Raw genomic sequence first — 26,001 nt, 5'->3', positions numbered from 1 at the left:
ACCCTGACATGAAACGCGAAGACCTCACCGAGAAGCTGCTCGACATCAAGCGCGAGAAGGGCTGGAGCTGGAAGCACATCTGCGAGAAGATCGGCGGCTATTCCGAGGTGCTGATCGTCGGCGCGATCATGGGCCAGATGAAGCTGACCAAGCCGCAGGCCGCCAATGCCGGCGAGCTGTTCGGCCTGTCGAAGGCGGAAGTTGCGATGCTCAACGAGGTGCCGATGCGCGGCACCGGCACGCCGATGCCGCCGACCGACCCGCTGATCTACCGCTTCTACGAGATGGTGATGGTTAACGGTCCGGCCTGGAAGGCACTGATCGAGGAGGAGTTCGGCGACGGCATCATGTCCGCGATCGACTTCGACATGGGGATCGAGCGCGTCGCCAACCCCAAGGGCGACCGCGTCAAGATCACCATGAGCGGCAAGTTCCTGCCGTACAAATATTACGGTGCCAGCGGCAACGTGCCGGAATACGGCTTCAAGGAGGAGTAGCGGCGGCGAAGGCGGCGCGCAGCTCGCCGACCGGCGCCATCTCGCGGATGTAGGTGAAGGACCCGTTGTCCTTCATCTCACGCGCGCAGCTCAGGAACGCGGCGAGCGCGTAGCGGGACATGGCGCCGCCGACGCTGATGCGCTTGACGCCGACGGCGGACAATTGCGCGGCCGTCAGCGTCGGGTCGGCGAAGCCCATCACGTGGTTGAACGGCTTGCTGATCGAGGAGACGACCGTCCGGATCGTGGCGAGATCGTACAGGCCGGGCGCATAAAGAACACCGGCGCCGGCGGACTCGAAGGCCTGCAGGCGGCGAATCGTATCGTCGATGTCTTTGCGGCCGTGCAGGAAGTTCTCGGCTCGCGCTGTCAGCATGAACGGAAAGGGCAGCGCGCGCGCGGCTTCCACGGCGGCCTGGACGCGCTCGACGGCTAGGGAGAAGTCATAGATCGGGCGGTCGCGATCGCCGCTGAAATCCTCGATCGACCCGCCGACCGCGCCAACCTCGGCGGCGCGCCGAATTGCTTCGGCGGCGCGCTTCGGCTCGTCCGCGCCGCAATTCTCGAGATCGACGCTCACCGGCAGGTCGGTGGCCTCCACGATGTCGCGCGCATTGGCGAGGATGACATCGAGATTGACGCCGCTGCTGCCGACCATGTTCGCGACGCCGAGGCTCGTGGTTGCGAGCGCTTCGAAGCCCATCGCCGCGAGCAGCTTGGCCGTCCCGGCATCCCACGGATTGGGAATGATGAAGGCATCACGCCGCTCGTGCAGTGCGCGAAACGCCGTCGCTTTGTCCAGCTGGCTCGTCATGGATCGTCTCCGTTGTCCGTTCCGACCAGCCTTAGGCTTGTTTCCATCATCCGCCAAATTTGTTATCTTGTCGGATCTCATCAGTTTTTTGCATGGACGCCGATGGACAGTGACGCCCTGAACACCTTCCTGGTGGTTCATCGCAAAGGCGGGATCTCCAGTGCCGCGAAATTTCTGCACCGCTCGCAGCCGGCGATTTCGCGCCGTATCGCGCTTCTCGAGCAGGAGCTCGGCGTGCCGCTGTTCGAGCGGGTGGCAGGCCGCACGCGGCTCAGCGATGCCGGGCGCGTGCTGATCCCCTATGCCGAGCGCGCGGTTGCCGCGGCGCAGGACGCCGAACAGGCGGTGCGCGCGTTTACCAAGCAGAATGCGGGGCCGGTACCGCTGGCCGTGACCGGCACGCTTGCCGACGGACGGCTGTCGAGCATCATGAAGCGGTTCGCCAAGGAGCATCCGGCCGTCACGCTGAGCTTGCGGACGGCGACCAGCGCGGAGGTCAGCGATCTCATCCGGCGCGGCGAGGCCACGATCGGCCTGCGCTACAATACCGATCGCTCCGGCGATCTCGCCTGCGAGCGGGTGCTGAGCGAGGCGTTGCAGGTCGCCTGCGCGCCTGACCATCCTCTGGCCGGACAGCGCGTGAAGCGCCTCGCTGAACTCGGTGGCGAGCGCTGGATCGCGTTCCCGGAGATTCGCGGGCGCCGCGAGATTGCCGCGGCTCACGTGTTCGCGTTGTTTCTGGCGCGCGGGCTTGGCGAAGTGGAGTGGACGGCCGTGGACAGTCTCACCGCGCAGAAACGGCTGGTGGAGTCCGGCTTTGGCCTATCACTGCTGGCGCGAAGCCATTTGGCGGACGAGCTGCGCGCGGGCTCGATCGCGACGATCGCCGTGGGCGATCTTGCCGCGGAGCAGGACATCGTTCTTGTCACGCGCCGCGGTGGATTTCTAAGCGCTGCCGCCGAGCGCCTGCTGGAGAGCATTCGCCGCAACTACGCCGCGCAGGACGTGTTGGCAAGGCGGGACGGCAGAAAGCGATCGCCGGCGCGCAAGGGTGTTTCGCGCCGGCGCTTGGTCTGACTCGGTTATTTCCCCGCCTTTACCTCGGCGGCGGCGACCGCGAGCAGCTCGCTCATCTTGGCGCGAATCGCCTGCTCGGTGACCGCGACGTTCTTGGTGGCGAAATCGGCCGCCAGCTTGCGCACGACGTCGGCATCGCCGGCCTCCTCGAAGTCGGCCGCGACCACTTCCTTGGCATAGGCGGTGGCGGCATCGCCGGACATGCCGAGCTTTTCGGCCGCCCACATCCCGAGCAGCCGGTTGCGGCGGGCCTCCGCCTTGAACTTCTGCTCCTCGTCGAGGGCGTATTTCTTCTCGAAGCCTTCCTGGCGCTTGTCGAACTCGCTCATGCCTTGTTCCAAATCCCTGCTGAATGGCGCGGGAGCCTTCCGTTGCGGCGCCCCGGCTGCATGCCTACATAGATAGCACGAATCGGCAAAACAACGGGCCGTTAAGCCGCAGGCAAGACGGTATAAGTTGGCGCCGGACGGCCGGATCGATTGTGCTCGGACAGCCAATCGGATAGGTTGCCTGAAGGCTTGGTTCCCGTTCTGTTTCCAAGGGTTTATGGATGGGTTCCGGGCTGTTCACGGCAGCTCCGCTGTGGGTCGTAAATCCTGGTAATCGGAGCACACCAAATACATGGATTTCAACAAAACACGGTACATCCCCATGAGCCGTCGGCGTCGCATTTATGAAGGCAAGGCAAAGGTTCTCTATGAAGGCCCGGAGCCCGGTACCCTGATCCAGCACTTCAAGGACGACGCCACCGCGTTCAATGCGAAAAAGCATCAGGTGATCGAGGGCAAGGGTGTCCTCAACAACCGGATCTCGGAGTACCTGTTTCAGCACCTCAACGATATCGGGGTGCCGACCCATTTCATCCGCCGCCTCAACATGCGCGAGCAGTTGATTCGCGAGGTCGAGATCGTGCCGCTCGAGGTGGTGGTGCGGAACGTCGCCGCCGGCTCGCTGTCGCAGCGCCTCGGCATCGAGGAGGGCACGCAGCTGCCCCGTTCGATCATCGAATTCTATTACAAGAACGACCAGCTCAACGACCCCATGGTGTCGGAAGAGCACATCACCGCCTTCGGCTGGGCGACGCCGCAGGAGATCGACGACATCATGGCGCTCGCCATCCGCGTCAACGACTTCCTCACCGGCCTCTTCCTCGGCATCGGCATCCGCCTCGTCGACTTCAAGATGGAGTGCGGCCGCCTGTTCGAGAACGAGATGATGCGCATCATCGTCGCTGACGAGATCTCGCCGGACAGCTGCCGTCTCTGGGACATCAAGTCGAACGAGAAGCTCGACAAGGACCGCTTCCGCAGGGATCTCGGCGGTCTGCTGGAAGCCTATACGGAAGTTGCAAAGCGCCTCGGCATCCTCATGGAGAACGAGCGTCCGCAGGGCTCCGGCCCGGTGCTGGTGAAGAGCTGAAAGAGGATCCTGACGTGAAGGCACGTGTCACCGTTACCCTGAAGACGGGCATCCTCGATCCGCAGGGCAAGGCCATCGAAGGCGCGCTGAAGTCGCTCGGCGTCGACGGCGTCGCCAGCGTCCGCCAGGGCAAGGTGTTCGACATCGAGCTCGCGGGCGCCGACAAGGCCAAGGCGGAAGCCGCGCTGAAGGAAGCCGCCGACAAGCTGCTGGCGAACACCGTGATCGAGAATTATCGGGTGGAGTTCCTGAGCTAGGCCCGCCAGCCTGGTAGCCCGGATGGAGCGAAGCGAAATCCGGGTTCTATCTGCAAGCGGCACTGTCCCGGATTGCGCTTCGCTCCATCCGGGCTACGGAGCAATTATAGCCAGCCCGCTCTGCGGAAACGCCAATACAGCGAGCCGCACGCGGTCAGCATCACGCCGAGCAGCATGAAATAGCCGTACTCCCATTCCAGCTCCGGCATGTGCTTGAAGTTCATGCCGTAGATGCCGGCGAGCGCGGTCGGGACTGCGATGATGGCGAGCCAGGACGCGAGCTTCTTCGACACCGCCGTCTCCTGCGCCTGGCCGACCAAAAGGCTCGCCTCGAAGGCGAACGCCAGCACTTCGCGCATGGAATCGATGCGCTCCTGGATGTTGCGGACATGGTCGGTGACGTCGCGGAACAGCGGCTGCATGGCCTTGCGCACCATCGACAGCTCGTCATGCTCCAGCCGGCGGCAGACCTCCACCAGCGGGCCGATCGCGGTCCTGAGCCGCAACAGGTCGCGGCGCAGCATGTAGAGCCGCTCGATTTGCGCCTTGCTGATCTGCTTGGAGAGCACGTCGTCCTCGATGCCCTCGACCTCGTCGTGGATGCTCTCCAGCACGGGCGAGTAATTGTCGACGATGAAATCGAGGATGGCGTAGAGGATGTAGTCCTCGCCGCGGGCGAGCGCCCGCGGACAACTCTCGCAACGCTCGCGCACCGGCGTGTAGGAGGTCGAAGCGCCGTGGCGCACCGAGACCAGATAGCCTTCGCCGACGAAGATGTGGGTCTCGCCGAAGGCAATGCGGCCCTCGATCAGTTGCGCGGTGCGGGCGACAATGAACAGGGCCTCGCCATATTGCTCGATCTTCGGCCGCTGATGGGCGTGGTTGGCGTCCTCGATCGCGAGGTCGTGCAAATCGAACTGCTTCTGCACCGCGCCGAGCAGCGCCATGTCGGGCTCGTGTAGCCCGATCCAGACCACGTGGCCGGGCTTGGCCCGCCAGCTCGAGGCTTCGCTGATCGCGATATTGGCAACGCGTCGGCCATCGACATAGGCGCCGGCCGCGACGACGCCCTCGGCGGAGACCGGCTCGGCGGGGGAGGGGGGCAGCGACGGGACGTTCATGGCTTCAATCCCGGGCAATCGATCGGCCGAGCGGCGCGTCGCCGACCGATGTGCATGGCCTGTGTACAAGGCCCTCTGCGAAGGCTAGCACTGGTAAAATCCCCGTCAAATGGTTATGTCTCTTCACGAATTGGCCCGTCGGCCAGCCCCGATTCCCGCCCACCGTCGGAACCTCTGTCATGAAAGCCGCCATCCTCGTCTTTCCCGGAATCAACCGCGAACGCGACATGGCGCGTGCGCTGAGGCTGATCTCCGGCACCGAGCCGGCGATGGTGTGGCACGCCGAGACCTCGCTGCCCCCTGGCACCGATCTCGTGGTGGTGCCCGGCGGCTTCTCCTACGGCGATTATCTGCGCTGTGGCGCCATCGCGGCCCGCGCGCCGGTGATGGACGCGGTGCGCGACTATGCGGCCAAGGGCGGCCTCGTGCTCGGCGTCTGCAACGGTTTTCAGATCCTCTGTGAATCCGGCCTGCTGCCGGGCGTGCTGATGCGCAACGCGCGGCTGAAGTTCATCTGCCGCGACGTGCACCTGCGCGTCGAGCGCTCCGACACCCCGTTCACCCGCGGCTACAATGCCGGCCAGGTGATCCGGGTGCCGGTCGCCCATGGCGAGGGCAATTACGAGGCCGACGAGGAGACCATCAAGCGGCTCGAAGGCGAGGGGCGGGTGCTCTATCGCTACTGCTCCGTCGCCGGCGAAGTCGACGATTTCAACAACATCAACGGCGCGGCGCATTCCATTGCCGGCATCGTCAACGACAAGGGCAACGTGCTCGGCATGATGCCGCATCCGGAAAATCACGTCGAAGACATCATGGGCTGCACCGACGGCCGCGGCCTGTTCGCGGGCTTGGTCCAGCATCTGGAAAAGGCCGCGTGATTGCGTTCGCGGTGAAGCGGCTCTCTGTCGCTGTCGCCGCCGTCGCCTTTGCGACGGCTGCGTTCGCCCAGGACTATCCCAAGCGTCCGATCACCATGATCGTGCCGTTCGCGGCCGGGGGTACCTCGGACGTGATCGCGCGCGCGGTGGCCGAGCAGATGGGCATCGCGCTCGGCCAAACCATCGTGATTGAGAACGTCGCCGGCGCCGGCGGTTCGACCGCGCTGGCGCGCGCCTCGCGCGCCGAGCCCGACGGCTACACCATCGCGATCGGCAATGCCGGCACCAATGCCGCGAGCTACACGATCTATCCGAAGCTGCCGTTCACGCCGGATTCCTTCGTGCCGATCGCCATGGTGGCGAAGACGTTCGGCATCATCGCGCTGCGCAAGGACTTTCCGGCCAAGGACTTGAAAGAGTTCATCGCCTACGCCAAGGCCAATCCCGGCAAGATCAATCTCGGCCATGCCGGCGTCGGCTCCTCGAATTATCTGATCTGCAAGAGCTTCGTCACCTCGGCCGGGATCGACGCGACGCTGGTCGGCTATCGCGGCGCCGCGCCGGCGCTGACTGACGCGGTCGGCAGCCAGATCGACGGCGTCTGCGACGCGGCCGCCTCGGTCTCGCAGTCCATCAACGACAAGCTGGTGAAGGGACTCGTGGTCGGCTCGACCGTGCGGCTCGCCACGCTGCCGGATCTGCCGACCTCCGCGGAAGCCGGCCTGCCCGGATTCGAGGCGCAGGGCTGGAACGGCCTGTTCGCGCCCAAGGGCACCCCGCCGGCCGTCATCGCCAAGCTGAACGCCGCCGCGCGCACGGCGGTCGAGACCGACGCGGTGAAGAAGCGCTTTGCCGACCTGTCGACCGTCGCGCCCGATGCCAACGAGCACGCGCCGGAGCTGTTGCAACAGCTCGTGACGCGCGATGTCGAAAAGTACCGGAAGATGCTGGCGGACGACGCCAAGTAAATGGGCCAGCCCGACAGGCCTCATTGAGCTGCAGGAATGCGGGCGATGGCCTTGATCTCGAAGTCGAACCCGGCCAGCCAATTCACCCCAACGGCGGTCCAGTTCGGATAGGGCGGCTCGCCAATCTCCTCGGCGCGAACAGCCATCACCGTCTCGATCTGGCTCGCCGGATCGGTGTGGAAGGTGGTGACGTCGACGACATCGTCCAACGTGCATCCACCAGCGGCGAGCACGGCACGCAAATTGGCGAATGCGCGCCGGACCTGGTCCTCAAACACCGGTTCGGGCGAGCCGTCCTCGCGGCTACCGACCTGCCCCGACACGAACAGCAGGTCGCCGGAGCGGATCGCCGCGGAGTATCGATGCACTTGGTAGAGCGCGTGGCGGTTTGCGGGGAAAATTGCCTCTCGCTGGGGCATGGCGGGACCTTTCAATCGACGGCTGGGCGGGGAGGACGCGGACGCTCGGCGGGTGGCGCGTCACGGCAATTTCAGATACGGTTCGTATGTGAGAGATATTTCACATACGAGTCGTATGTCAAGAGGGTCAGGGGGCATGGCAAAGGGAAAGCGCGCTGCGGCCATGGCGGAAAATCGGGCCAAGCTCATCCGTGCGGCGCGCACGGCATTTGCCACGCAGGGCTATACAGACGCGTCGATGGACGAGCTCACTGCCGCCGTCGGTCTGACGCGGGGCGCGCTGTATCACAACTTCGAAGACAAGAAGGGGCTGCTCTGGGCCGTCGTCGAGCAGATCGACGTCGAAATGGCCGAGCGGCTGCGCGCGGTTCGCGAGCGCGCCCCCAGCTTGTGGGAAGGCCTTCTCGCAGAGGGGAGCGCTTATATCGAAATGGCACTCGATCCCGAGATCCAGCGCATCATGCTGCTGGATGGACCCGCTGTGCTCGGCGATCCCTCCAAATGGCCCGGTGAGAATGCCTGCCTCGACATCACCATGCGAACGATCGGGTCGCTGATCGAGCAAGGCGTGGTGAAGCCGGTAGATGTCGAAGCGGCGGGACGATTGCTCAACGGCGCCGCCCTCAGCGCCGCCTTATGGGTTGCGGCGGCCGACCATCCGAAATCCGTATTGAACAAGGCCGTTGATGCGTTTCGCGAGTTGGCGAGCGGATTGCTGCGCAAGGCGATCTGACTGCACGCCGGGAAAACGCCCGCTCGATCCCGCGTAGCGCACGTGCTCGCAGCACCGGACGTCCGACACCGTTAGCGCAGCTTCAGCCGCTCCGCCGGCACCGTCATGGCCGCGACGCCGGCCATCACCAGTAGCAGCCCCAGCGCCAGGTTCGACGGCACGCTCTCGCCGAGCAGCAGCACGGAGAGGCCGACGCCGATCGGGATGCGCAGATAGCCTTGCGCGTTCGTGGTCAGCGTGCCGAGCCGGCCGAGGCAGACATAGAACAGCATCAATCCCAGCGCGCTCGAGACGATGCCCATGACGATGGTGGCGACGATCGCGGTCGGCGTCGGGTGCAGCGTCCAGGGCTGGTCGATGATCAGCGAGGGCGGCAGCAGGAGGAGGCCGCCGAACAGCAGCGAGCCGGCCGCCACCACCATCGGGTCGTAGTCGGACAGGCGAAGGCCGAAGATGGTCGCGCAGGCAAAGGAGATGGTGGCGAGCAGGATCGCGATCTCCGCCACGATCTCACTGCCAAGGCCATGCAGAGCATCGAGCCCGACGATGGCGACAGTGCCGGCGAGCCCCAAAACCGCGCCCGCGAGCTTGAGCAGCGTCGCCGGCTCGTGCCGCGTGATCAGCGAGGTGATCAGGAAGGCGAAGATCGGCGTGGTCGAGGCCAGCACCACCGTGTTCGAGGCCGGCACATATTGCTGCGACCAGGTGATGATCAGGAACGGAAAGGTCGAGTTGATCAATTGCTGGATCGCGAACAGCTTCCACGCCCTGGCGTCGGTCGGGACCTTGATGCCGCGCATCCACAGGATCGCGAACAGGAAGGCGGCCGCGATCAGCGAGCGCGCGGAGATGAAGGTGATGGGCGGGATGGTGGGAAGCGCCAGCTTGGTCAGCGGATAGGTCGAGCTCCAGCAGCAGGCGAGTGCGAGCAGCAGCGCATAGTCGCGCCAGTTGCGCGCGCCGGTGGCGGGCATGGACGGCAACGGCGATGCTGCGGAGGCCGCTGTGCGACCCCTCGACGGTGTGCTCTGCGGCACCTTGTTCCTGCTCCCCGGCGCACAAGCGCTCGCTCCGACTGTGGGCGAGGGCGTGCGAAAAGGGAAGGCGCCGAGCTATGCGTTTGGCTGAGGGAGCGCCTTCCGCTTCATCCGCTTGATCGTGCCGGAAAAGGTCAGCAGCACCCGCTCCCCGGACATCATCTTACCGCGCAGGAAGATCAGCGAGCCGCCGGCGCGGGTGACCTCGCCAGTGCATTCGATCAGCTCGCCCTCCCGTGCCGCGTCGAGGAATTCGCAGGCGAAGTTGGTCGTCACCGCCCGGCTGTCCAGGACATGGGTGGCGATCGCGAACAGGGAATAGTCGGCAAAGGCCATGTAGCAGCCGCCATGGACGTTCCCGGAGCCGTTGAGGTGCTTCTTCTCGACCCGGAAGGCGCAGCGGACGCTGCCGTCCGCCTCGATCTGATGCCAGAAGGGGCCGACATGGGCCTCGAAACTGTCGCGAATCCAGGTCCGCCAGCCCACAAACTCGCCTTCGGTGGCGATGTGGAGGTCGGGGCGGCGGGGCGGGGGCGCTTTGGTCAATTCGTGCAAGGAAATGGGCCTTCAATTGCGGGTCTTCAGCCCTTAAATCCGATCCGTCCGCGCCGTGCAATTCCTGTTCCCGCCGTCCCTGCCTGCAAAACGTGGGACAGCGGGAAAATGCGCCACAAAGGGCTTTTCCCGGCCCTCCGATCTTCCTAAGAACGGCCAAACGCCGCCGAAAGCCCCTGAAGCCATGAAGAACGAACCCAAGATCACCCCCGAACTGGTTGCCGCCCACGGGCTCAAGCCCGACGAGTACGAGCGCATCCTGAAGCTGATCGGGCGGGAGCCGACCTTCACGGAGCTCGGCATCTTCTCGGCGATGTGGAACGAGCACTGCTCGTACAAGTCCTCCCGCATCCATCTGCGCGGCCTGCCGACCAAGGCACCCTGGGTGATCCAGGGCCCCGGCGAGAATGCCGGCGTGATCGACATCGGCGATGGCCAGGCCGTGGTCTTCAAGATGGAGAGCCACAACCACCCGAGCTATATCGAGCCCTATCAGGGCGCGACCACCGGCGTCGGTGGCATCCTGCGCGACGTCTTCACCATGGGCGCGCGCCCGATCGCCTGCCTCAATGCGCTGAGCTTCGGCGCGCCCGAGCATGCCAAGACCCGGCATCTGGTCTCCGGCGTCGTCGCCGGCGTCGGCGGCTACGGCAATTCCTTTGGCGTGCCGACGGTGGGCGGCCAGGTGCGCTTCCACACCCGCTATGACGGCAACATCCTCGTCAATGCGATGGCGGTCGGCCTCGCCGATACCGACAAGATCTTCTATGCGGCGGCCTCCGGCGTGAACATGCCGATCGTGTATCTGGGCTCCAAGACCGGGCGCGACGGCATCCACGGCGCCTCGATGGCGTCGGCCGAGTTCGACGACAAGTCCGAGGAGAAGCGTCCGACCGTGCAGGTCGGCGATCCCTTCGCCGAAAAGCTGCTGCTGGAAGCCTGCCTCGAGATCATGGAGAAGGGCTGCGTCATCGCGATCCAGGACATGGGCGCGGCAGGGCTGACCTGCTCGGCGGTCGAGATGGGCGCCAAGGGCGACCTCGGCGTCGACCTCGATCTCGACGCGGTGCCGACCCGCGAGACCGGGATGAGCGCCTACGAGATGATGCTCTCGGAGAGCCAGGAGCGCATGCTGATGGTGCTCAAGCCCGAGAAGGAAAAGGAAGCCGAGGCGATCTTCAGGAAGTGGGGCCTCGACTTCGCCGTGGTCGGCTACACCACGCCGAGCAAGCGCTTCGTGGTCAAGCATGGCGGCGACGTCATGGCCGATCTGCCGATCAAGGAGCTCGGCGACGAGGCGCCGGTCTATGACCGCCCGCACGTCCCGTCTGCCGCGCTGCCGGTCGTGCATGCGCGCGAGGTGTCGGCGCCGATGGGTCTCGGGCCTGCGCTGGAGAAGCTGATCGGCACGCCCGACATGTGCAGCAAGCGCTGGGTCTGGGAGCAATACGACCACGTCATTCTCGGCAACACCATGCAGCGCCCGGGCGGCGATGCCGCCGTGGTGCGCGTTGAGGATGGGCCGAAGGGCCTCGCGCTCACTGTCGACGTCACGCCGCGCTATTGCGAGGCCGATCCGTTTGAGGGTGGCAAGCAGGCCGTCGCCGAGGCCTGGCGCAACATCACCGCGGTCGGCGGCAAGCCGCTCGCGATCACCGACAATCTCAATTTCGGCAACCCTGAAAGGCCCGAGATCATGGGCCAGTTCGTCGGCTGCCTGAAGGGCATCTCGGAGGCCTGTCGCACGCTCGACTTCCCGGTCGTGTCCGGCAACGTCTCGCTCTACAACGAGACCAACGGCCGCGCGATCCTGCCGACACCCTCGATCGGCGGCGTTGGCCTGCTGGACGATTTTACCAAGTCGGCGTCGCTCGCCTTCAAGGCCGAGGGCGAGGCCATCCTCCTGATCGGCGAGACCCACGGCTGGCTCGGCCAGTCGGTCTATCTGCGCGACATCTGCGGCCGCGAGGAGGGCGCACCGCCGCCGGTCGATCTCGCCGCCGAGAAGCGCAACGGCGATTGCGTGCGCGGCATGATCCATGCGGGCACCGCGACCGCAGTGCACGACCTCTCGGACGGCGGCCTGCTGATCGCGCTTGCCGAAATGGCGATGGCGGGCGGCATCGGCGCCAAGCTGCTTGCGGCGCCGACCGCGCTGGTCCCGCAGGCCTATTGGTTTGGTGAGGATCAGGCGCGCTATCTCGTCACCGTGCCGGAAGCCGAAGCCGGCCGCGTGCTCGCCAAGATGCGCGGCTGCGAGGTGCCCTGCGCGCGCATCGGCACCACCGGCGGCGATGCGATCACGATCGCGGGCGAGGCGCCCGTGGCGATCGACACGCTGCGGGCCTCGTTCGAGCGCTGGCTGCCGGAGTACATGGGCGGCAAGGCGGCGTAAGGCGCTGCCACGAACTCAGACCAGTAGCCCGGATGGAGCGCAAGCGTAATCCGGGACCGCTATCACTTGCGGCAAGGCCCGGATTGCGCTGCGCTCCATCCGGGCTACGGACTTCACAGTGACGCGAGGTCATGCCTCACAACACGCGTGACGCGCCCGGGATCTGCCGCAAGGCGCGCGTCAGCGCCCAACTCGCTGCAACAGTCAGTACAAACCCGATCGCGGCCTTGACGATCGCCGGCAGATCATAGTCGAACAGCCAGTATTGCAGCCACAGTGCGATCGGATAGTGCACCAGAAACATGCCGAACGCGTCGCCCTGCATTGGATCGAGCAGCATGGCTGAGCCTGATTGCTTGAATCTCTGGAACAGGGCCAGGATCAGAAACATGATGGCCACGCTGAAGACAGTGAAGCAGATGGCATAGAGCGCTTCATACCAGTCCGGCAACGGCGACGGGTTGCCCAGTATTTCGCGCTTGATGAAGATCAGTCCCCACAACAGGCAATACGGAACGATCGCCAGGACCATCCAGTCCCAGCTCACCTTTGCCATGCGGCCGTCGACAGCGAGCAGCCCACGATCCATTTGCGCAACGCCGATGCCGGCACCGAAAAAGAAATAGGTCGCGTACAGCATCACGCGCCCGTGCTGGACCGAGAATGGCCCGAACTCGAACCAGCTGCTGTGTCCGTAGCGAACCAGCCCGGGAATGTAGAACGCCGCGGTGACGGCCAGCATGACCGCGAAGAATACGGCGGGCCGGCGGCGACCATGCAGCGAGAGGCGATTGACCGGATCGAGCAGATTGGGTGACAGCCGATACAAAAGGCAGGCAACCAGGTCGAAGGCGAACAAGACCCACAGGAACCAGATCGGCCCGCTCGGCCACGGGCCCTTCGTGACCATATTCCACCAGAATTCCGAAAACCCGATCTCGGGATGCTGCCGCAGGGAGATCGCGTAATAGGCGACCGGAATGACCGTTAAGGCACAGATCGCGAAGGGTAGGCCAAGCCGAAGCAGGCGATCTGCCAAGTAGCTCCGGATTCCCTTCCGGGCGATGCCGGACCAGGCGAACAGCCCCGACAGGAAGAAGAACATCGCCATGAAGAAGCTGTCGGTGGCGAGCACGACCATGTCGAAGCCGAAGAAATAACTCGGATCGGTATGGCCGAAATAGGTATAGGGAATCACCGCGTGATGCAGCAACACCACCAAAGTGAGGAAGGTGCGGGCGCGATCAATCGCCAAATTGCGCATCTTGCTCTTCGGCGCGGCCTGCACCTCCGCGCCGATCGTCGCTGAATGTGACATCGTCATCATGGTCGCCCCGCGCTCTTGCTCCCGGCGGGACTGTGCCGCCGGGAACCGGTTTCAGCAAGATCGTTTCAGCAGGATGAGGAACCAGCTCCGCTCCGCGATGTTAGCGTCTGCGAAAGAGGGCGTGGAAGGGCCGCAGGCGAGCGGCCACCGATTGCGGAGCTGGCGATGACGATCCTGAAATGGGCGCTGATCTTCCTACTTGTTTCGATCGTGGCCGGTGTGCTCGGCTTCACCGGCATCTCAGCCGCCTCCGCCGATATCGCCCGCTTCCTGTTTTACGTGTTCGTCGTGATCTTCCTGGTGCTGCTAATATTGGGACTCACGATCTTCAGGGCATAGCTCTTCCCTCATCATTCCGGGTTCGATGCTTCGCATCGCCCCGGAATGATGGCATCCCAAACTACCCCACTTCCTCGATCTTGACCTTGTCGGGATAGAACGCCAGATGGCCGGAGATCTCGGCCATGGCGGGGAAGGGCGTCTCGTAGGTCCAGATCGCGTTGTCGAGCGTCTTGCCGTTGGCCTTGACGCTGTAATAATTGGCATCGCCCTTGTAGGGGCAATGGGTGGTGCGCTCGGTGCGCTCGAGCAGGGCCATGTTGGCGTCCTGGCGCGGCACATATTGCACCGCCGGATATCTGGCTTCCTTCAGGGTCAGCGCCTTGTCGGTCTCGGCAATCACGATGTCGCCAGCCGTGACGCGGACACGCCGGGGATTTGCGGTGATGGTGATGGGGTGGTCGGGCCCTGGAAGCTTCATGATGTCACGCCTTTTCGATCGATCTGCCACGCGCGGCACTTTGTCGTGCCTTTATCCTGATGCGATCAGGGATATAGTGCCGGAAAGCGTGACCTAGAAGGCCGTTCACGCTAAGTTTGGCCCTGCCGGGCCGGGGACTCCGGCAGCGATTCGACGACGAGGCTGATTCGCAGCCGAGACAAGGAGCACGACCCGAATGCCCATGGACGCCCACGATATCGAGGCGATGATCAAGGCAGCAATCCCCGATGCCGAGGTGACCATCCGAGACCTCGCCGGCGATGGCGACCATTACGCCGCGACCGTGATCTCGGAATCCTTCCGCGGCAAGTCCCGCGTCCAGCAGCACCAGATCGTCTATCAGTCCTTGCGCGGCCAGATGGGCGGCGTGCTGCACGCGCTGGCGCTGCAAACCGGGGTGCCTGGCGGACCCGGGGCACCCGGCACCTGATCCAAGCTTAGCGGGGGATGACGATGGCTGCGGACAATCCTCGCGGCGCAATGTTTCGCGTCACCGGTCCGAACCAGCACAGCCGCGTCACTTATGTCGAGCTGTTCTTCGACCTCGTCTTCGTCTTCGCCGTCACGCAGATATCGCACACGCTGCTGCACCATTTCACGCCGCTCGGCGCGGTGCACGTCATGGTGTTGTTCCTGGCGGTGTGGTGGGTGTGGGTCTTCACCGCCTGGGTCACCAACTGGCTCAATCCCGAGCTGACGCCGGTCCGCATCCTGCTTTTTGCCATGATGCTGGGCGGCCTCGTGCTGTCGACCACGATCCCGACTGCGTTCGAGGGACGGGGCCTGTGGTTTGCGATCGCCTACGTGACCCTGCAGGTCGGACGGACCGCGTTCTGGATGTTTGCGACCCCGCATCACCGGTCCGCAGTGCGACACAATGCGATCCGCATCCTGACCTGGTTCTCGGTCTCCGCCGTGTTGTGGATTGCCGGCGGTCTGTCCGGTGGAGACACGCGGCTATGGCTGTGGATCGCGGCGGTGAGCTGGGAGTATATCGCGCCGGCCGCACGGTTCTGGGTGCCGAAGCTGGGCTTCTCGTCGGTCGAGGCCTGGGCCGTCGAAGGCGCGCACATGGCCGAGCGCTGCTCTCTCTTCGTCATCATCGCGCTCGGCGAAGCCATCATCGTCAATGGCGCAACATTTGCCGAGCTGGAATGGACCGCGAGCAACATCCTCGCTTTCGTGTCGGCGCTGATCGGCGCCATCGCGATGTGGTGGGTCTATTTTCACAAGGGTGCCGAGGCCGGCGCCGAGCGGATCTCGAAATCCGCCGAATCCGGCCGGCTGGCGCGGCTCGCCTACACCTACCTGCACACGCCGATCGTGGCCGGCATCATCCTGACGGCCGTGTCGGACGAATTGGTGCTGAAACACCCGGCCGGACACTCCGACATGCGCACGATCGTGAGCACGATCGGCGGGCCCTTGGTGTTCCTGGTCGGCACGATCCTGTTCAAGCACGCGATCCGCGGCTTCCTCCAACTCTCTCACGGCGTCGGGATCGCGCTGCTGCTGGTGCTGAGCTGGTTCGCGTCAGACCTCTCGCCGCTCTGGCTATCGGTCGCGACGACCGCGATCATGATCGTGGTGGCCGTCTGGGAGTCGGTGTCGCTGGGGACGTCAACCGAGAAATAGGCGGGTATGAGACGCCTCATCATCCTCGGCGCAGCTTTCGCCGCGGCAATTATCGTCGAGGAAGCCACGCTTGGCGGGGTGCTCGGCCAAAGCCCGTCGGCCTGCCGTGCCATGGGAGGAAAACCTGCTCCAGCCGCTGGACGCTGCGTCATGCCCGTGTGCTACTGGCTGGGCAATTGCGGGCATTGGGCGTATCCGCCGCAATGGCTGGATCGCCTCAAGCCAGGCGACAAAGTCTCAAAGGTGGTTTTCTGGCTCGGCGAGCCGCTCCAGCGCGACGGCGAGTATCTCTCCTGGTCGTGCGGGAAGGCGTACGCCGACAGTTTCCGCGTCGTCATCCGGGATAAAAGGTTGGTGGCAATTGAACCGTGCAAGTCCGATTGAGCTCCCGCCCGGCGGCGGGAACTAAACGGTCCAGGAGCAAACGCGCAAGAGCCTACTCCGCGACCTCCAACGCGTGCACCGAGAACATCCCGGCCGCATCCGTCCAGCTCTCGCGCACGCGCCAGCCGGCGCCTTGCGCCAGCTCAGCAAAACGCGCAATGCTGTATTTGTAGCTGTTCTCGGTGTGGATGCTCTCGCCGGCGCGGAACGAGAAGCTGGTGCCGAGCAGGCGCACGGTCTGGCTCTTCCTGCTGATCAGGTGCATCTCGATGCGGTGCCGCTCGCGATTGTAGATCGCGCGATGGGTGAAGGCGGACAGATCGAAATTGCCCCCGAGCTCGCGGTTGATGCGCACGAGAACGTTGAGGTTGAAGCGCGCGGTGACGCCGGCGGCATCGTTGTAGGCATCATACAGCACGCGCTCGTCCTTCTCGAGATCGGCGCCGATGATCATCTGCGCACCCCGGCCCAGAATCTTACGGGCGCTGTTCAGGAAGGCCTGGGCTTCTTGCGGCTCGAAATTGCCGATGGTCGAGCCCGGGAAGAAGCCGACCTTCGGCATGGACGCGACCTGCTTTGGCAGCTCGAACGGCGTGGTGAAATCGGCCGCGACCGGATAGATGCCGAGCGAGGGAAAATCCCGCTTCAGGCCATTCGCCTGCGCCTTCAGGAAGTCGCCGGAAATATCGACGGGGACATAGGCCGCGAACTTGCAATGGTTCAGCAACAGGCGGACCTTGGTGGTCGCGCCGGCGCCGAACTCGACCAGGGCGGCGTGCTCCGGAATGATCTTTGCGATCTCGCTGCCGCGTTCCCTCAGGATCGCAAGCTCGGTGCGCGTCGGATAATATTCCGGCAGCTTCGTAATCGCCTCGAACAGCTCCGAGCCGGTCGCGTCGTAGAAATATTTCGGCGACAGCTTCTTCGGCTGCTGCGACAGGTCCGCAATGGCCTCGCGGGCGAAGGCGGTGGTCTGCTCGTCGGGAAGATGGGCTTCGGCCAAAGCGCTGGCGTGCACATTCATGATACTCTCCTGAACGCGCTGTCCGGCGCGCATCTGTCGTCGGATAAGAACCCTAGGCGCGATGATCGCGCCTAGGGTTGTTTTCTGAGCATGATCCTGTCGGAAAACCGCTGCACACTTTTCCGGATCATGCTCTACTCGTAGTCGGCGAGCCGCAGTCCCGTGAACTGCCAGCGGTGGTGCGGATAGAAGAAGTTCCGATAAGTGATACGGCTATGGCCCTCCGGCGTTGCAAGCGAGGAGCCGCGCAGCACCAATTGGTTGACCATGAACTTGCCGTTGTATTCGCCGAGCGCGCCTTCGATGGCGCGGTAGCCGGGATAAGGTGAGTAGGACGATCGCGTCCATTGCCAGACGATGCCGAAGGCGTCGTTGAGCTGGCCTGTGCGCGCTGCGACCTCCCATTCCATTTCGGTCGGCAGATGCTTTCCGGCCCAGCGCGCGAAGGCGTCGGCCTCGTAATAGCTGACGTGGCAGACCGGCGCGTCGGGATCGACCGGCTTGAGGCCGGCAAGCGTCATGACCTGCCATGCGCCATCGACCTCGCGCCAATGGCCCGGGGCTTGCCAGTCGTCCTTGCTGGCCGCGGCATAGCCGTCCATCAGCCACAACGTCGCGGTCCGGTAGCCGCCATCGCGCATGAAGGCGAGCCACTCGCCGTTGGTGACGAGATTGCGTGCCAGCTTGACCGGGCCCACGAGGGCGCGATGGGCGGGCTTCTCATTGTCGAAATGGAAACCGCCGTCGACGTGGCCGACGGTGTGGATGCCCTCGTTGAGTTGAAGCCATTCATCGCCGGTGCGCGTCGCGGAGGGAAAACGCCAGTCCGGATCGTAGGCCGGATAGACCGGGTTCTGGGCAAATGCGTGCAGGATGTCGGTGAACATCAATTCCTGATGCTGCTGCTCGTGGTTCAGGCCGACGTCGACCAGCGGCGCGATCTCGTGAAGCTTGTCCGCGCCGGCCTCGCGGAAGAATTTGACCACGGCCGCATCGACATATTTGCGATAGGCGCCGACCTGATCGGCGCTGGGACGGGTGATGTCGCCGCGATGATTGCGCGCATGACGCGGGCCGGCGCTGACGTAATAGGAATTGAACAGGAACGCGAAATCGGGGTGGAAGGGCCGATAGCCTGCGGCGTGCTCGCCGAGCAGGAATTGCTCCCAGAACCAGGTGGTATGCGCCCGATGCCATTTCGCCGGGCTCGCATCGGGCATGGACTGGATCTGCTGATCTTCCGGCGAGAGCGGCGCTGCCCGGCGTTCAGTCTCGTTGCGGACGGCAACGAACGCGTCCTGCAGCCTCTGGGCGAGACCGCCCGGACCGGACAGTGACGAAAGCGGGGCGGCGGCCGTGGCGGAGGCTTGTTTCGTCACGTTTTTCTCCAGACAGGACAAGAGAACGTTGTTCGCACCACCCGGTTCCATGAACAGGGTTCGTCCTAGATAGGGGCTCCGTTACGGTATGAAAGTCCTTTCCGGCGATGATATCGATGTCGTCAGCCTATGGCCCGACCCCGGCCAAACCGGTCGCAGGGGACCTGTCGCCGCCATTTTACTTTGGATGCACAACGGTTTGGGCTACATATATAGACAGGTATCGGGTTAGATCGGCTGAGCCGGCCCGAGGATATTGGTCAGGGCTCTGCCCCAGAAGGACACGGATATGAGCATCGCGGAATTCATCGACAGCGAAGTGAAGTCGAACGACGTGGTTCTGTTCATGAAGGGTACGCCGCAATTTCCGCAGTGCGGTTTCTCGGGCCAGGTCGTCCAGATCCTCGACCACATCGGCGTCGGCTATAAGGGCCTCAACGTCCTCGAATCCGCCGAGCTTCGCAACGGAATCAAGGAATATTCGAACTGGCCGACCATTCCGCAGCTCTATGTGAAGGGCGAGTTCGTCGGGGGCTGCGACATCGTCCGCGAGATGTTCCAGGCCGGCGAATTGCAGCAGCTTTTCTCCGAGAAGGGCGTCGTCGTCGCGGCCTGATGAATGACCGGGCCGACGCGCCGGATTGGCGGCGCCGAGCTCGAGGTCATCGTTGCCGACATCACCACACTCTGCGTTGACGCCATCGTCAACGCCGCCAACACGTCGCTCCTTGGCGGGGGCGGCGTGGACGGCGCAATCCATCGGGCTGCCGGGCCCGATCTGGTCGCCGAATGCCGCCTGCTCCACGGCTGCAAGACCGGCGATGCCAAGATTACCAACGGCTACCGGCTCAAGGCCGCCCATGTGATCCACACCGTCGGGCCGGTCTGGAATGGCGGCAGGTTTGGCGAGGACGATCTGCTCGCCTCCTGCTATCGGCGCTCCATGGAGCTGTGCGGGACGCACGAGCTGACCTCGGTGGCGTTTCCCGCGATTTCGACCGGTATTTATCGCTTTCCGGCCGATCGAGCCGCAAATATCGCCGTGCGCACGGTGATCGAAGGGCTCTCTGCATCTCCCTCTCTTGCGCGCGTGGTGTTCTGCTGCTTCTCCGAGCCAAGCGCCAAACTCCATGACGAGGCACTCGCGCGGCACGCCGGCCCTTGTGCCGACTGAGGCGGCCGGTACACTCCGCCGGACCATGTTCCGGGAGGGGATATGATTTCACGATCTGGGTTGTGTGCGCTGGCTTGCGGCGTGCTGGTGTCGCTTGGCGCGATATCGCTGGCGCGGGCCGAGGGCACTTACGAGATACCGGCCGGCGCGCGTTTCAATCAGGACAAGCTCGCCAAGATCACCGAGTTCTTCAAGAACGAGGTCGCGACCGGTAAGATCGCCGGTGCGAACGTGCTGATCCAGCAGCACGCCAAGCCGGTTTATCACGAGGTCTTCGGTGTGCAGGATGTGGTCAGCAAGGCGCCGATCACGGACAAGACCATCTTCCGCCTGTCGTCGCTAACCAAGGTGATCACCTCCGTTGTGGCGATGCAACTGATCCAGGACGGCAAGATCAAGCTCGACGATCCCGTTTCGAAATACATTCCCTCCTTTGCAAATGTGAAGGTCGGTGAGGAGAAGAAGGCCGAGGACGGCACCAAGACGCTTGAGCTGGTACCACTGGCCCGGCCCATTACCATTCTCGATCTGATGCGCCATACCTCCGGGATAACCTACGGTTTCTACGGCGATAGTCTGGTTCGCAAGGCCTATCGCGACGCTAACATCTACGCGGGCGAATTCGATCTCGCCGAGTTCGCTGAGCGGATCGCCAAGCTGCCGCTGCACAATCAACCCGGCGCACTCTGGCAGTACGGGCATTCCACTGACATTCTGGCGCGGATCATGGAAATCGTGTCCGGGAAGACATTGTTCGAACTCGAGAAGGAAAAGCTGCTCGATCCGCTCGGTATGACCGATACAGGCTTCTTCGTCACCGAACCGGAGAGGCTGAAACGGCTCGCCCAGCCGCTGCCGAACGACAGCAATTTCCGGGTCGGCCGCGAGTACAGGACTGAGGTTCGCCAGAAGTGGGAATCCGCCAGCGGCGGTATGGTTTCGACCATGGCGGACTTTTCCCGCTTTGCGCAGATGCTGGTTAATGGAGGAACGTTCGAGGGCAAGACCTATCTCAGCCCGCAGACGTTTGAGCTGATGGCATCGGACCATGCCGGCAAGGACTCCGGCGTTGAGCGGGACTACTTCTATTTTCCCGGTGACGGTTTTGGCATGGGACTTGGGTTTGCCGTGCGCACCGATCCGGGTAATGCCAAACCTCCGCCGCCCGGCGATCTCGGGGAATTGAAATGGGACGGCGCCAGCGGTTGCTATTTGGTGGTTGATCGCAAGCAGGACATGTTCTTCCTGCTGCTGGAGCAGACCCCGAGCGAGCGCCAGCGAATCCAGCGAACATTGAAGCAGCTGGTTTATGAAGCCATGGAGAAGTGAGGCACTCGTTCGGATCGTTCTCGCCGCCGCCTTTGTCCTGCTGGCGGGCGCGGCGAGCCAGCTTCGTGCCGAAGCGCCGGCTGCCCGCAGTTTCTCGACGGCGGGACTTGCGCGCGTCAGTGCGTTGCTCGACGAGGCGGTCGCCGCCGGCAGGATCCCCGGCGCGATCCTTCTGATCCAGCAGCACGGCAAGCCCGCACTCTACCGCAAGTTCGGCCAGCGCAACGTCGCGACGGCGCAGCCAATGACGGACGACACCATCTTCCGTCTCTATTCGATGTCGAAGCCGATCACCTCGGTGGCGGCGATGATGCTGGTCGACGACGGCAAGCTCGCTCTCGATGACCCCGTTGCGAGATACATTCCGGCCTTCGCCGATGTGCAGGTCGGCGTCCCGCAAGCAGACGGCAAGCTGGCCCTCCAGCCGCTGGCGCGACCGATCACGGTGCGCGATCTGCTCCGGCATACGTCCGGCATCACCTACGGCTTCTACGGCAGCAGTCCCGTCCGCAGGCTCTATGCGGAAGCCGGCCTGTTCGAGGGCGATCCCGACAATGCGCAATTCGCCGAGCGGATCGCGCGATTGCCCCTGGCCGAGCAGCCGGGGACGCTGTGGGACTATGGCCATTCCACGGACGTGCTGGGTCGGGTGATCGAGGTGGCGTCGGGCCGGTCGCTCTATCAATTCGAGAAGGAGTGGCTGCTCGATCCCCTCGGTATGCGGGATACAGCGTTCTTCGTCGCCGACCATGCCAGGCGGCCGCTAATTGCCGAATCCTTGCCTGGCGACTGGTTCGATCGTCCCGTCGCAGGCATCAGCGAGGCGACCGCGCCGCGTCGCTGGGAATCCGGCGGTGCGGGCATGATCGGCACCATCGGCGACTATGCACGCTTTGCACGCATGCTGCTCAATGGCGGCGAGCTCGACGGTCGCCGCTATCTCAAGCGCGAGACCGTGGCGCTGATGACGTCGGACCAGCTCGACGGAGCCAATGGGATCGCGAGAGATCCGGAGTTCTATTTTCCGGGCTCCGACAGCAGCTTTGGTCTTGGTTTTGCCGTGCGCACGCGCGCAAAGCCGCCGCTGCCAGCAGGCGAATATCGCTGGGACGGTGTCGGCGGCACCTTCTTTTTCATCGATCCCGCCGACGACATGTTCGTCATTTGCATGATGCAGTCGCCTTCGCAGCGGGGTCCGATCCAGGACGAGCTGAAGCGGCTGGTCTATGAGGCGATGGGACGCTGATTACGCGCCGCGCACGATCTCGCGGACGTATCCGATGGTCTCCTCGATTTGGGCCGCATTGACGTCGAGATGCGTGCAGGCGCGGATGCGTCCGTCCATCATCGCAAGCGTGACGCCGCGCTGGCGCAGCGCTCCGACCATCTTGTCGCCGGCAATGCCGGCGCCGTCGGGCTTGAAGAAGACGAGGTTAGTCTCGGGCTTCTGGACCTCGATCCCTGCGATCTGCGACAGACCGCGGGCGAGCGCGCGCGCATTGGCATGGTCGTCGGCCAGGCGCTCGACATGATGGTCGAGCGCGTAGATGCAGGCGGCGGCGCAAATGCCAGCCTGGCGCATCGAGCCGCCGAGACGCTGCTTCCACTGCCAGACCGCATCGATGAAGGCGCGCGAGCCCGCGAGCACGCCGCCGATCGGCGCGCCCAGGCCCTTGGAGAAATCGATCCAGGCCGAATCCCAGCCTGCCGTCATGTCGCGCGGGGAGATGCCGCTGGCCACGGTGGCGTTGAGCAGGCGCGCGCCATCCATGTGGGTGACGAGACCGTGCTGCCTGGCGATCGTCACGATCTCGTCGAGCGCGGCCTTCTTCCAGATCGTGCCGCCGCCGATATTGGCGGTCTGCTCGACGCTGACGACGGTCTGCGGCGGCTGGTAGCGCGTGCGCGGATGCAGCGCCTTGCGAAAGGTTTCCGGCGTGAATTGGCCGTCGGGACCCTTCAACTGCGTGACCTGGAAACCGCCGATCGCGGCATGGGCCCCGCCTTCGCGAGCGATGATGTGCGCGGTCTCATGGGCGAGGATCTCGTCGCCGGGGCGGCAATGCACCAGCGTCGCGGTGACGTTGCACATGGTGCCCGAGGGCATGTAGACCGCCGCTTCCTTGCCGAGCAGATCGGCTACGCGCTCGCACAGCGCGTTCACGGTCGGATCGTCGCCGACCTGCTCGTCCCCGACCTCCGCGCGCGCCATCGCCTCGCGCATCCCGGGCGTCGGCTTGGTTTGCGTGTCGGAGAGCAGATTGATGCGCACCGGCGGCGCCTTGGGATCAACAGGGGGAGGGGTGTAGAGCATCAACTTGCTCCCTGAGGGAAATGCATGTGCTCGCGGTCAGCGAGTTCTGGGTGGACGCCGCGCGGCGTGACGAAACCGCATAATAACGATTTCTGACTCGGTCACACGATAATCGATCAGATAGGGATAAGGGTTGACCGGCAAGCGACGGACGTATGCACGAGTGGTCTGCCGGCCTGCGTACGGGTGATCCCGGAGCAGCGCAATGAGCGCGACAACGCGGTCGCGCACGTGGCCTGCTCCCTTGGGGGAGCGTGCATCGATGTAGGTTAGAGCTTCGTCGATCTGGGCAAGTGCCCGCTTTGTGTAGCGGACCTTCACAGCCCGTGCTTGGCCCACATCGCACGGATTTCGTCGGCACTAGCCAGTTCCCCCCGAGCAATTTCAGCTTCGGCCTCGGCGAGATCTGCGTCTTCAGCAGCGGTTAACTGGATCGGAGGCTGATCGAGCCCGGCAAGCTCAAGCAGGGCGCGCGCCAGCTCATCCTGCTCGGACTCGGGCAGGCCGGAAACCTTGCTGAAGGCCTCTTCTAGAAGACGCGTCATGGTCAACTCCGCTACGTGCAAGCATAGCACGGATTGACTCCGAGATGGGAGTGGCCGCCTCAAACGAAAAGGCCCCGGAAACCGGGGCCTTTGAGCAATTGATCGCAAAGATATCAGCGCGAATAGAATTCGACGACCAGATGGGGCTCCATCTGCACCGGGAACGGCACGTCGGAGAGGCCGGGGATGCGGATGTACTTGGCAGTCATCTTGCCGTGGTCGACTTCGAGATAGTCGGGCGTGTCGCGCTCGGGGAGCTGGCTGGCTTCGAGCACGTGGGCGAGCTGCTTGGAAGCTTCCTTGACCTCGACGACGTCGCCGACCTTGAGCTGGTAGCTCGAGATGTTGACCTTGCGGCCATTCACCTTGATGTGGCCGTGGTTGATGAACTGGCGTGCGGCGAAGATCGTGGAGACGAACTTGGCGCGGTACACCACCGCGTCGAGACGACGCTCCAGGAGGCCGATCAGGTTTTCGCCGGTGTCACCCTTGAGGCGGCTCGCCTCGACATAGATGCCGTGGAACTGGCGCTCGCTGATGTTGGCGTAGTAGCCCTTCAGCTTCTGCTTGGCACGCAGCTGCACGCCGAAGTCCGAGAGCTTGCCCTTGCGGCGCTGGCCGTGCTGGCCGGGGCCGTATTCACGACGGTTCACGGGGCTCTTCGGGCGGCCCCAGATGTTCTGGCCCATACGGCGATCGATCTTGTACTTCGCCTCACTGCGCTTAGTCATCGCGTCCTCTTCAGGTCATGGTTTGAGGAAACGCGCCCTCCTGTGTGACGGACCTAGGCCCGGCACCGACAGGTCCGATCCCCAAAGCTTAAGGGAGTGGACCACGGGTCGCGAAACGCTTCGCGGGCCGAAATCGGCCCGCGAGCAGGCGGCTTTTAGGGGAGTTTGGGGCTCACTGTCAATGCGAATGGACCCAGAATCAGGTTCTTAACGCCCGAATCGGCTTGGCTCCGGCCGCCCCCAATTCGGCAGCGATTTCAGTGTTCAGCACCTGTTCCAGCCGGGTCAGGACCCGGGCGATCGGAGCAGCGTCCGTGACCCGGTGATCCCAGCGGATCACGACATGGATGGTCTGATCGGGCTCGACCACCCCGTAGCTGACGACAAAGGGGCCGGGCGTGATCGGATGAAGCTCACCGCCGCCATAGGCGGCCACCGAGCTGACCCCAAAGCTACCGAACCAATTGCCGCGCTGCCGGCCGAAATTCAGGCCGATCGCCCAGGACAAGCGGCGCAGCGGCAGCGGCAGGCGGGTCGCCCGCATGATCTTGCGGAACATCGGGACGTCCTCGACCGGGGCCGTCTTGCCGAGCCGGATCTCGGCGTCAATCGCTGCTAGTGAAAGGGCCTCGGGAGCGGCAATTCGCTGGGGCAGCACGCATTCCTCGCCATCGTCCACCCGCGCGATCGCGACCGTCGCCACGCTCTTCGGCAGCTCGTAGAGGCCCGGCCAAGGCCATTTGACATAGACAGTGCGCAGGATCGGCTCGTCCCGCGCAACCAGGGCGAAAGCCTTGACGAACATCGCGGCCCAGCCGGCGGGCGCCGTTGCGCGTGCGCGGGCCTCCAGCAGGGGACGGATATTGAGCGAGCGGGAGAGTGAAACGAAGGGCACGCCCATCGAGGCATGCATCAGGTCGCAGATCAGGCGACGCCGCAGCGATATGGTTTTGGGCGTCCCGCGCATTGGTTTTCAGTTCCAAATCAAAGCTCAAAATATGTGCAGCGAGCGGTGCCCGCCCGCTCGCTCTAGCATGAACCAACCCGCTTGGGGCCGGCCGGTTCGCCGCATCATGGCGCTCGCGCAGCTGCCAGCTTGCTAGTGGCAAAAATCTATATCATTTTCAATGACTTGTTGCTTGGGTCTTGGCGTCATGAGCGCAAAGTTGCTTGAGCCCATTTCTCCTGAATTGCACATTCCAGTA

Annotated in this window: 31 protein-coding genes; 16 read left to right on the top strand and 15 right to left on the bottom strand. The window is 64.1% G+C overall.

What is annotated here, in order from left to right:
• The first annotated feature begins 8 nt into the window (after positions 1-8).
• Positions 9-497, top strand: a complete 489-nt coding sequence (gene cynS, locus DCM79_RS16790; RefSeq protein WP_025037304.1) for a cyanase — start codon at positions 9-11, stop codon at positions 495-497.
• On the opposite strand, the gene DCM79_RS16785 is transcribed toward cynS, so the two are convergent.
• Positions 484-1,311, bottom strand: a complete 828-nt coding sequence (locus DCM79_RS16785; protein ID WP_257175427.1) for an oxaloacetate decarboxylase — start codon at positions 1,309-1,311, stop codon at positions 484-486. The two genes, cynS and DCM79_RS16785, sit on opposite strands and share 14 nt — an antisense overlap.
• A gap of 102 nt (positions 1,312-1,413) precedes the next feature.
• On the opposite strand from DCM79_RS16785, the gene DCM79_RS16780 reads away from it, so the two are divergent.
• Positions 1,414-2,388 (top strand): LysR family transcriptional regulator, encoded by a 975-nt coding sequence (locus tag DCM79_RS16780; RefSeq protein ID WP_257175426.1) that lies wholly within the window; start codon positions 1,414-1,416, stop codon positions 2,386-2,388.
• 5 nt (positions 2,389-2,393) lie between these two features.
• Here the strand turns inward: DCM79_RS16780 and DCM79_RS16775 are convergent, their stop codons facing one another.
• Positions 2,394-2,717, bottom strand: a complete 324-nt coding sequence (locus DCM79_RS16775; protein WP_257175425.1) for a DUF1476 domain-containing protein — start codon at positions 2,715-2,717, stop codon at positions 2,394-2,396.
• A 322-nt stretch (positions 2,718-3,039) separates the two neighbouring features.
• On the opposite strand from DCM79_RS16775, the gene purC reads away from it, so the two are divergent.
• Complete coding sequence (purC, locus tag DCM79_RS16770) at positions 3,040-3,807, top strand: phosphoribosylaminoimidazolesuccinocarboxamide synthase (RefSeq protein WP_173015815.1); 768 nt, start codon at positions 3,040-3,042, stop codon at positions 3,805-3,807.
• 14 nt (positions 3,808-3,821) lie between these two features.
• The gene (gene purS, locus DCM79_RS16765) at positions 3,822-4,064 is read left to right on the top strand and encodes a phosphoribosylformylglycinamidine synthase subunit PurS (RefSeq protein WP_257175424.1); all 243 of its coding nucleotides are present in this window, start codon (positions 3,822-3,824) and stop codon (positions 4,062-4,064) included.
• A 104-nt stretch (positions 4,065-4,168) separates the two neighbouring features.
• On the opposite strand, the gene DCM79_RS16760 is transcribed toward purS, so the two are convergent.
• Positions 4,169-5,185: a magnesium and cobalt transport protein CorA gene (locus DCM79_RS16760; protein ID WP_257175423.1), complete on the bottom strand. Its 1,017-nt coding sequence runs from the start codon at positions 5,183-5,185 to the stop codon at positions 4,169-4,171.
• 179 nt (positions 5,186-5,364) lie between these two features.
• Here DCM79_RS16760 and purQ point away from each other — a divergent pair, with 179 nt between their 5' ends.
• Complete coding sequence (gene purQ, locus DCM79_RS16755) at positions 5,365-6,066, top strand: phosphoribosylformylglycinamidine synthase subunit PurQ (protein WP_257175422.1); 702 nt, start codon at positions 5,365-5,367, stop codon at positions 6,064-6,066.
• Entirely contained in the window at positions 6,063-7,034 is a 972-nt protein-coding gene (locus DCM79_RS16750; RefSeq protein ID WP_257175421.1) for a tripartite tricarboxylate transporter substrate binding protein BugD, read from the top strand. Before purQ ends, DCM79_RS16750 begins: the two co-directional genes overlap by 4 nt.
• Positions 7,035-7,054: 20 nt before the next feature.
• On the opposite strand, the gene DCM79_RS16745 is transcribed toward DCM79_RS16750, so the two are convergent.
• On the bottom strand, positions 7,055-7,453 hold the full coding sequence (locus DCM79_RS16745) for a RidA family protein (RefSeq protein WP_257180776.1): 399 nt from the start codon (positions 7,451-7,453) through the stop codon (positions 7,055-7,057).
• 136 nt (positions 7,454-7,589) lie between these two features.
• Between DCM79_RS16745 and DCM79_RS16740 the strand changes: the two genes are divergently transcribed.
• Entirely contained in the window at positions 7,590-8,186 is a 597-nt protein-coding gene (locus DCM79_RS16740) for a TetR/AcrR family transcriptional regulator (RefSeq protein ID WP_257175420.1), read from the top strand.
• Between the two features lie 71 nt (positions 8,187-8,257).
• Here the strand turns inward: DCM79_RS16740 and DCM79_RS16735 are convergent, their stop codons facing one another.
• Both DCM79_RS16735 and DCM79_RS16730 read right to left on the bottom strand, forming a co-directional pair.
• The gene (locus DCM79_RS16735) at positions 8,258-9,223 is read right to left on the bottom strand and encodes a DMT family transporter (RefSeq protein WP_257175419.1); all 966 of its coding nucleotides are present in this window, start codon (positions 9,221-9,223) and stop codon (positions 8,258-8,260) included.
• Between the two features lie 75 nt (positions 9,224-9,298).
• Positions 9,299-9,778, bottom strand: a complete 480-nt coding sequence (locus tag DCM79_RS16730) for a PaaI family thioesterase (protein ID WP_257175418.1) — start codon at positions 9,776-9,778, stop codon at positions 9,299-9,301.
• A 184-nt stretch (positions 9,779-9,962) separates the two neighbouring features.
• Here DCM79_RS16730 and purL point away from each other — a divergent pair, with 184 nt between their 5' ends.
• Positions 9,963-12,173, top strand: a complete 2,211-nt coding sequence (gene purL / locus DCM79_RS16725; RefSeq protein WP_257175417.1) for a phosphoribosylformylglycinamidine synthase subunit PurL — start codon at positions 9,963-9,965, stop codon at positions 12,171-12,173.
• Positions 12,174-12,309: 136 nt separating this feature from the next.
• Here purL and DCM79_RS16720 read toward each other — a convergent pair whose 3' ends face one another.
• Positions 12,310-13,500, bottom strand: a complete 1,191-nt coding sequence (locus DCM79_RS16720; protein ID WP_257175416.1) for an acyltransferase — start codon at positions 13,498-13,500, stop codon at positions 12,310-12,312.
• Between the two features lie 165 nt (positions 13,501-13,665).
• On the opposite strand from DCM79_RS16720, the gene DCM79_RS16715 reads away from it, so the two are divergent.
• Positions 13,666-13,839, top strand: a complete 174-nt coding sequence (locus tag DCM79_RS16715; protein ID WP_007612121.1) for a DUF1328 domain-containing protein — start codon at positions 13,666-13,668, stop codon at positions 13,837-13,839.
• 61 nt (positions 13,840-13,900) lie between these two features.
• Here the strand turns inward: DCM79_RS16715 and DCM79_RS16710 are convergent, their stop codons facing one another.
• A complete protein-coding gene (locus tag DCM79_RS16710) occupies positions 13,901-14,260 on the bottom strand; it encodes a DUF427 domain-containing protein (protein ID WP_257175415.1) in 360 nt (119 codons plus the stop codon).
• A 196-nt stretch (positions 14,261-14,456) separates the two neighbouring features.
• Here DCM79_RS16710 and DCM79_RS16705 point away from each other — a divergent pair, with 196 nt between their 5' ends.
• From DCM79_RS16705 to DCM79_RS16695, 3 genes are read left to right on the top strand one after another with little or no spacing between them, the layout of a single operon-like run.
• Entirely contained in the window at positions 14,457-14,711 is a 255-nt protein-coding gene (locus DCM79_RS16705; RefSeq protein ID WP_028137365.1) for a BolA/IbaG family iron-sulfur metabolism protein, read from the top strand.
• 23 nt (positions 14,712-14,734) lie between these two features.
• Positions 14,735-15,916 carry a low temperature requirement protein A gene (locus DCM79_RS16700; RefSeq protein WP_257175414.1) on the top strand — a complete coding sequence of 394 codons (1,182 nt, stop codon included), beginning with the start codon at positions 14,735-14,737 and terminating at the stop codon, positions 15,914-15,916.
• Between the two features lie 6 nt (positions 15,917-15,922).
• Positions 15,923-16,300 (top strand): hypothetical protein, encoded by a 378-nt coding sequence (locus DCM79_RS16695; protein ID WP_257175413.1) that lies wholly within the window; start codon positions 15,923-15,925, stop codon positions 16,298-16,300.
• A 52-nt stretch (positions 16,301-16,352) separates the two neighbouring features.
• On the opposite strand, the gene egtD is transcribed toward DCM79_RS16695, so the two are convergent.
• A complete protein-coding gene (gene egtD / locus DCM79_RS16690; RefSeq protein ID WP_257175412.1) occupies positions 16,353-17,324 on the bottom strand; it encodes an L-histidine N(alpha)-methyltransferase in 972 nt (323 codons plus the stop codon).
• 134 nt (positions 17,325-17,458) lie between these two features.
• Entirely contained in the window at positions 17,459-18,754 is a 1,296-nt protein-coding gene (gene egtB, locus DCM79_RS16685; protein WP_257175411.1) for an ergothioneine biosynthesis protein EgtB, read from the bottom strand.
• Between the two features lie 238 nt (positions 18,755-18,992).
• Between egtB and grxD the strand changes: the two genes are divergently transcribed.
• The 4 genes from grxD to DCM79_RS16665 are packed head-to-tail and all read left to right on the top strand — an operon-like array spanning position 18,993 to position 22,452.
• The gene (gene grxD / locus DCM79_RS16680) at positions 18,993-19,319 is read left to right on the top strand and encodes a Grx4 family monothiol glutaredoxin (RefSeq protein WP_257175410.1); all 327 of its coding nucleotides are present in this window, start codon (positions 18,993-18,995) and stop codon (positions 19,317-19,319) included.
• Positions 19,320-19,322: 3 nt separating this feature from the next.
• Entirely contained in the window at positions 19,323-19,877 is a 555-nt protein-coding gene (locus DCM79_RS16675) for an O-acetyl-ADP-ribose deacetylase (protein WP_257175409.1), read from the top strand.
• A gap of 42 nt (positions 19,878-19,919) precedes the next feature.
• Positions 19,920-21,206: a serine hydrolase gene (locus DCM79_RS16670; RefSeq protein WP_257175408.1), complete on the top strand. Its 1,287-nt coding sequence runs from the start codon at positions 19,920-19,922 to the stop codon at positions 21,204-21,206.
• Positions 21,187-22,452 carry a serine hydrolase gene (locus DCM79_RS16665; RefSeq protein ID WP_257175407.1) on the top strand — a complete coding sequence of 422 codons (1,266 nt, stop codon included), beginning with the start codon at positions 21,187-21,189 and terminating at the stop codon, positions 22,450-22,452. Before DCM79_RS16670 ends, DCM79_RS16665 begins: the two co-directional genes overlap by 20 nt.
• Here the strand turns inward: DCM79_RS16665 and DCM79_RS16660 are convergent, their stop codons facing one another.
• The 5 genes from DCM79_RS16660 to DCM79_RS16640 form a co-directional block, all read right to left on the bottom strand.
• Positions 22,453-23,520 (bottom strand): low specificity L-threonine aldolase, encoded by a 1,068-nt coding sequence (locus tag DCM79_RS16660; RefSeq protein WP_257175406.1) that lies wholly within the window; start codon positions 23,518-23,520, stop codon positions 22,453-22,455. It lies immediately after the preceding gene.
• A gap of 36 nt (positions 23,521-23,556) precedes the next feature.
• On the bottom strand, positions 23,557-23,841 hold the full coding sequence (locus DCM79_RS16655; RefSeq protein WP_306556668.1) for a type II toxin-antitoxin system RelE/ParE family toxin: 285 nt from the start codon (positions 23,839-23,841) through the stop codon (positions 23,557-23,559).
• Positions 23,838-24,065, bottom strand: coding sequence for a hypothetical protein (locus tag DCM79_RS16650; RefSeq protein ID WP_257175404.1), 228 nt, complete (start codon positions 24,063-24,065; stop codon positions 23,838-23,840). Before DCM79_RS16650 ends, DCM79_RS16655 begins: the two co-directional genes overlap by 4 nt.
• Positions 24,066-24,178: 113 nt before the next feature.
• Positions 24,179-24,796, bottom strand: a complete 618-nt coding sequence (gene rpsD / locus DCM79_RS16645) for a 30S ribosomal protein S4 (protein ID WP_028137354.1) — start codon at positions 24,794-24,796, stop codon at positions 24,179-24,181.
• A 199-nt stretch (positions 24,797-24,995) separates the two neighbouring features.
• Entirely contained in the window at positions 24,996-25,763 is a 768-nt protein-coding gene (locus DCM79_RS16640; RefSeq protein ID WP_257175403.1) for an acyltransferase, read from the bottom strand.
• Positions 25,764-26,001 lie beyond the last annotated feature (238 nt).

This window comes from Bradyrhizobium sp. WBOS07 (assembly GCF_024585165.1).
In the GTDB taxonomy this organism is placed as follows: Bacteria; Pseudomonadota; Alphaproteobacteria; order Rhizobiales; family Xanthobacteraceae; genus Bradyrhizobium; species Bradyrhizobium japonicum_B.
The sequence above is the reverse complement of the archived record's forward strand: the minus strand, read 5'-3'. Positions and strand labels throughout refer to the sequence as shown.

Coding starts and splice junctions, on each gene's coding strand:
- DCM79_RS16715 (WP_007612121.1), top strand. CDS start 13,666: ATGACGATCCTGAAATGGGCGCTGATCTTCCTACTTGTTTCGATCGTG.
- rpsD (WP_028137354.1), bottom strand. CDS start 24,796: ATGACTAAGCGCAGTGAGGCGAAGTACAAGATCGATCGCCGTATGGGC.
- purQ (WP_257175422.1), top strand. CDS start 5,365: ATGAAAGCCGCCATCCTCGTCTTTCCCGGAATCAACCGCGAACGCGAC.
- purC (WP_173015815.1), top strand. CDS start 3,040: ATGAGCCGTCGGCGTCGCATTTATGAAGGCAAGGCAAAGGTTCTCTAT.
- DCM79_RS16720 (WP_257175416.1), bottom strand. CDS start 13,500: ATGATGACGATGTCACATTCAGCGACGATCGGCGCGGAGGTGCAGGCC.
- DCM79_RS16695 (WP_257175413.1), top strand. CDS start 15,923: ATGAGACGCCTCATCATCCTCGGCGCAGCTTTCGCCGCGGCAATTATC.
- egtB (WP_257175411.1), bottom strand. CDS start 18,754: ATGGAACCGGGTGGTGCGAACAACGTTCTCTTGTCCTGTCTGGAGAAA.
- DCM79_RS16745 (WP_257180776.1), bottom strand. CDS start 7,453: ATGCCCCAGCGAGAGGCAATTTTCCCCGCAAACCGCCACGCGCTCTAC.
- DCM79_RS16660 (WP_257175406.1), bottom strand. CDS start 23,520: ATGCTCTACACCCCTCCCCCTGTTGATCCCAAGGCGCCGCCGGTGCGC.
- DCM79_RS16640 (WP_257175403.1), bottom strand. CDS start 25,763: ATGCGCGGGACGCCCAAAACCATATCGCTGCGGCGTCGCCTGATCTGC.
- DCM79_RS16760 (WP_257175423.1), bottom strand. CDS start 5,185: ATGAACGTCCCGTCGCTGCCCCCCTCCCCCGCCGAGCCGGTCTCCGCC.
- DCM79_RS16650 (WP_257175404.1), bottom strand. CDS start 24,065: ATGACGCGTCTTCTAGAAGAGGCCTTCAGCAAGGTTTCCGGCCTGCCC.
- egtD (WP_257175412.1), bottom strand. CDS start 17,324: ATGAATGTGCACGCCAGCGCTTTGGCCGAAGCCCATCTTCCCGACGAG.
- cynS (WP_025037304.1), top strand. CDS start 9: ATGAAACGCGAAGACCTCACCGAGAAGCTGCTCGACATCAAGCGCGAG.
- DCM79_RS16740 (WP_257175420.1), top strand. CDS start 7,590: ATGGCAAAGGGAAAGCGCGCTGCGGCCATGGCGGAAAATCGGGCCAAG.
- purL (WP_257175417.1), top strand. CDS start 9,963: ATGAAGAACGAACCCAAGATCACCCCCGAACTGGTTGCCGCCCACGGG.
- DCM79_RS16710 (WP_257175415.1), bottom strand. CDS start 14,260: ATGAAGCTTCCAGGGCCCGACCACCCCATCACCATCACCGCAAATCCC.
- DCM79_RS16665 (WP_257175407.1), top strand. CDS start 21,187: ATGAAGCCATGGAGAAGTGAGGCACTCGTTCGGATCGTTCTCGCCGCC.
- DCM79_RS16775 (WP_257175425.1), bottom strand. CDS start 2,717: ATGAGCGAGTTCGACAAGCGCCAGGAAGGCTTCGAGAAGAAATACGCC.
- DCM79_RS16675 (WP_257175409.1), top strand. CDS start 19,323: ATGACCGGGCCGACGCGCCGGATTGGCGGCGCCGAGCTCGAGGTCATC.
- grxD (WP_257175410.1), top strand. CDS start 18,993: ATGAGCATCGCGGAATTCATCGACAGCGAAGTGAAGTCGAACGACGTG.
- DCM79_RS16780 (WP_257175426.1), top strand. CDS start 1,414: ATGGACAGTGACGCCCTGAACACCTTCCTGGTGGTTCATCGCAAAGGC.
- DCM79_RS16705 (WP_028137365.1), top strand. CDS start 14,457: ATGCCCATGGACGCCCACGATATCGAGGCGATGATCAAGGCAGCAATC.
- DCM79_RS16700 (WP_257175414.1), top strand. CDS start 14,735: ATGGCTGCGGACAATCCTCGCGGCGCAATGTTTCGCGTCACCGGTCCG.
- DCM79_RS16785 (WP_257175427.1), bottom strand. CDS start 1,311: ATGACGAGCCAGCTGGACAAAGCGACGGCGTTTCGCGCACTGCACGAG.
- DCM79_RS16670 (WP_257175408.1), top strand. CDS start 19,920: ATGATTTCACGATCTGGGTTGTGTGCGCTGGCTTGCGGCGTGCTGGTG.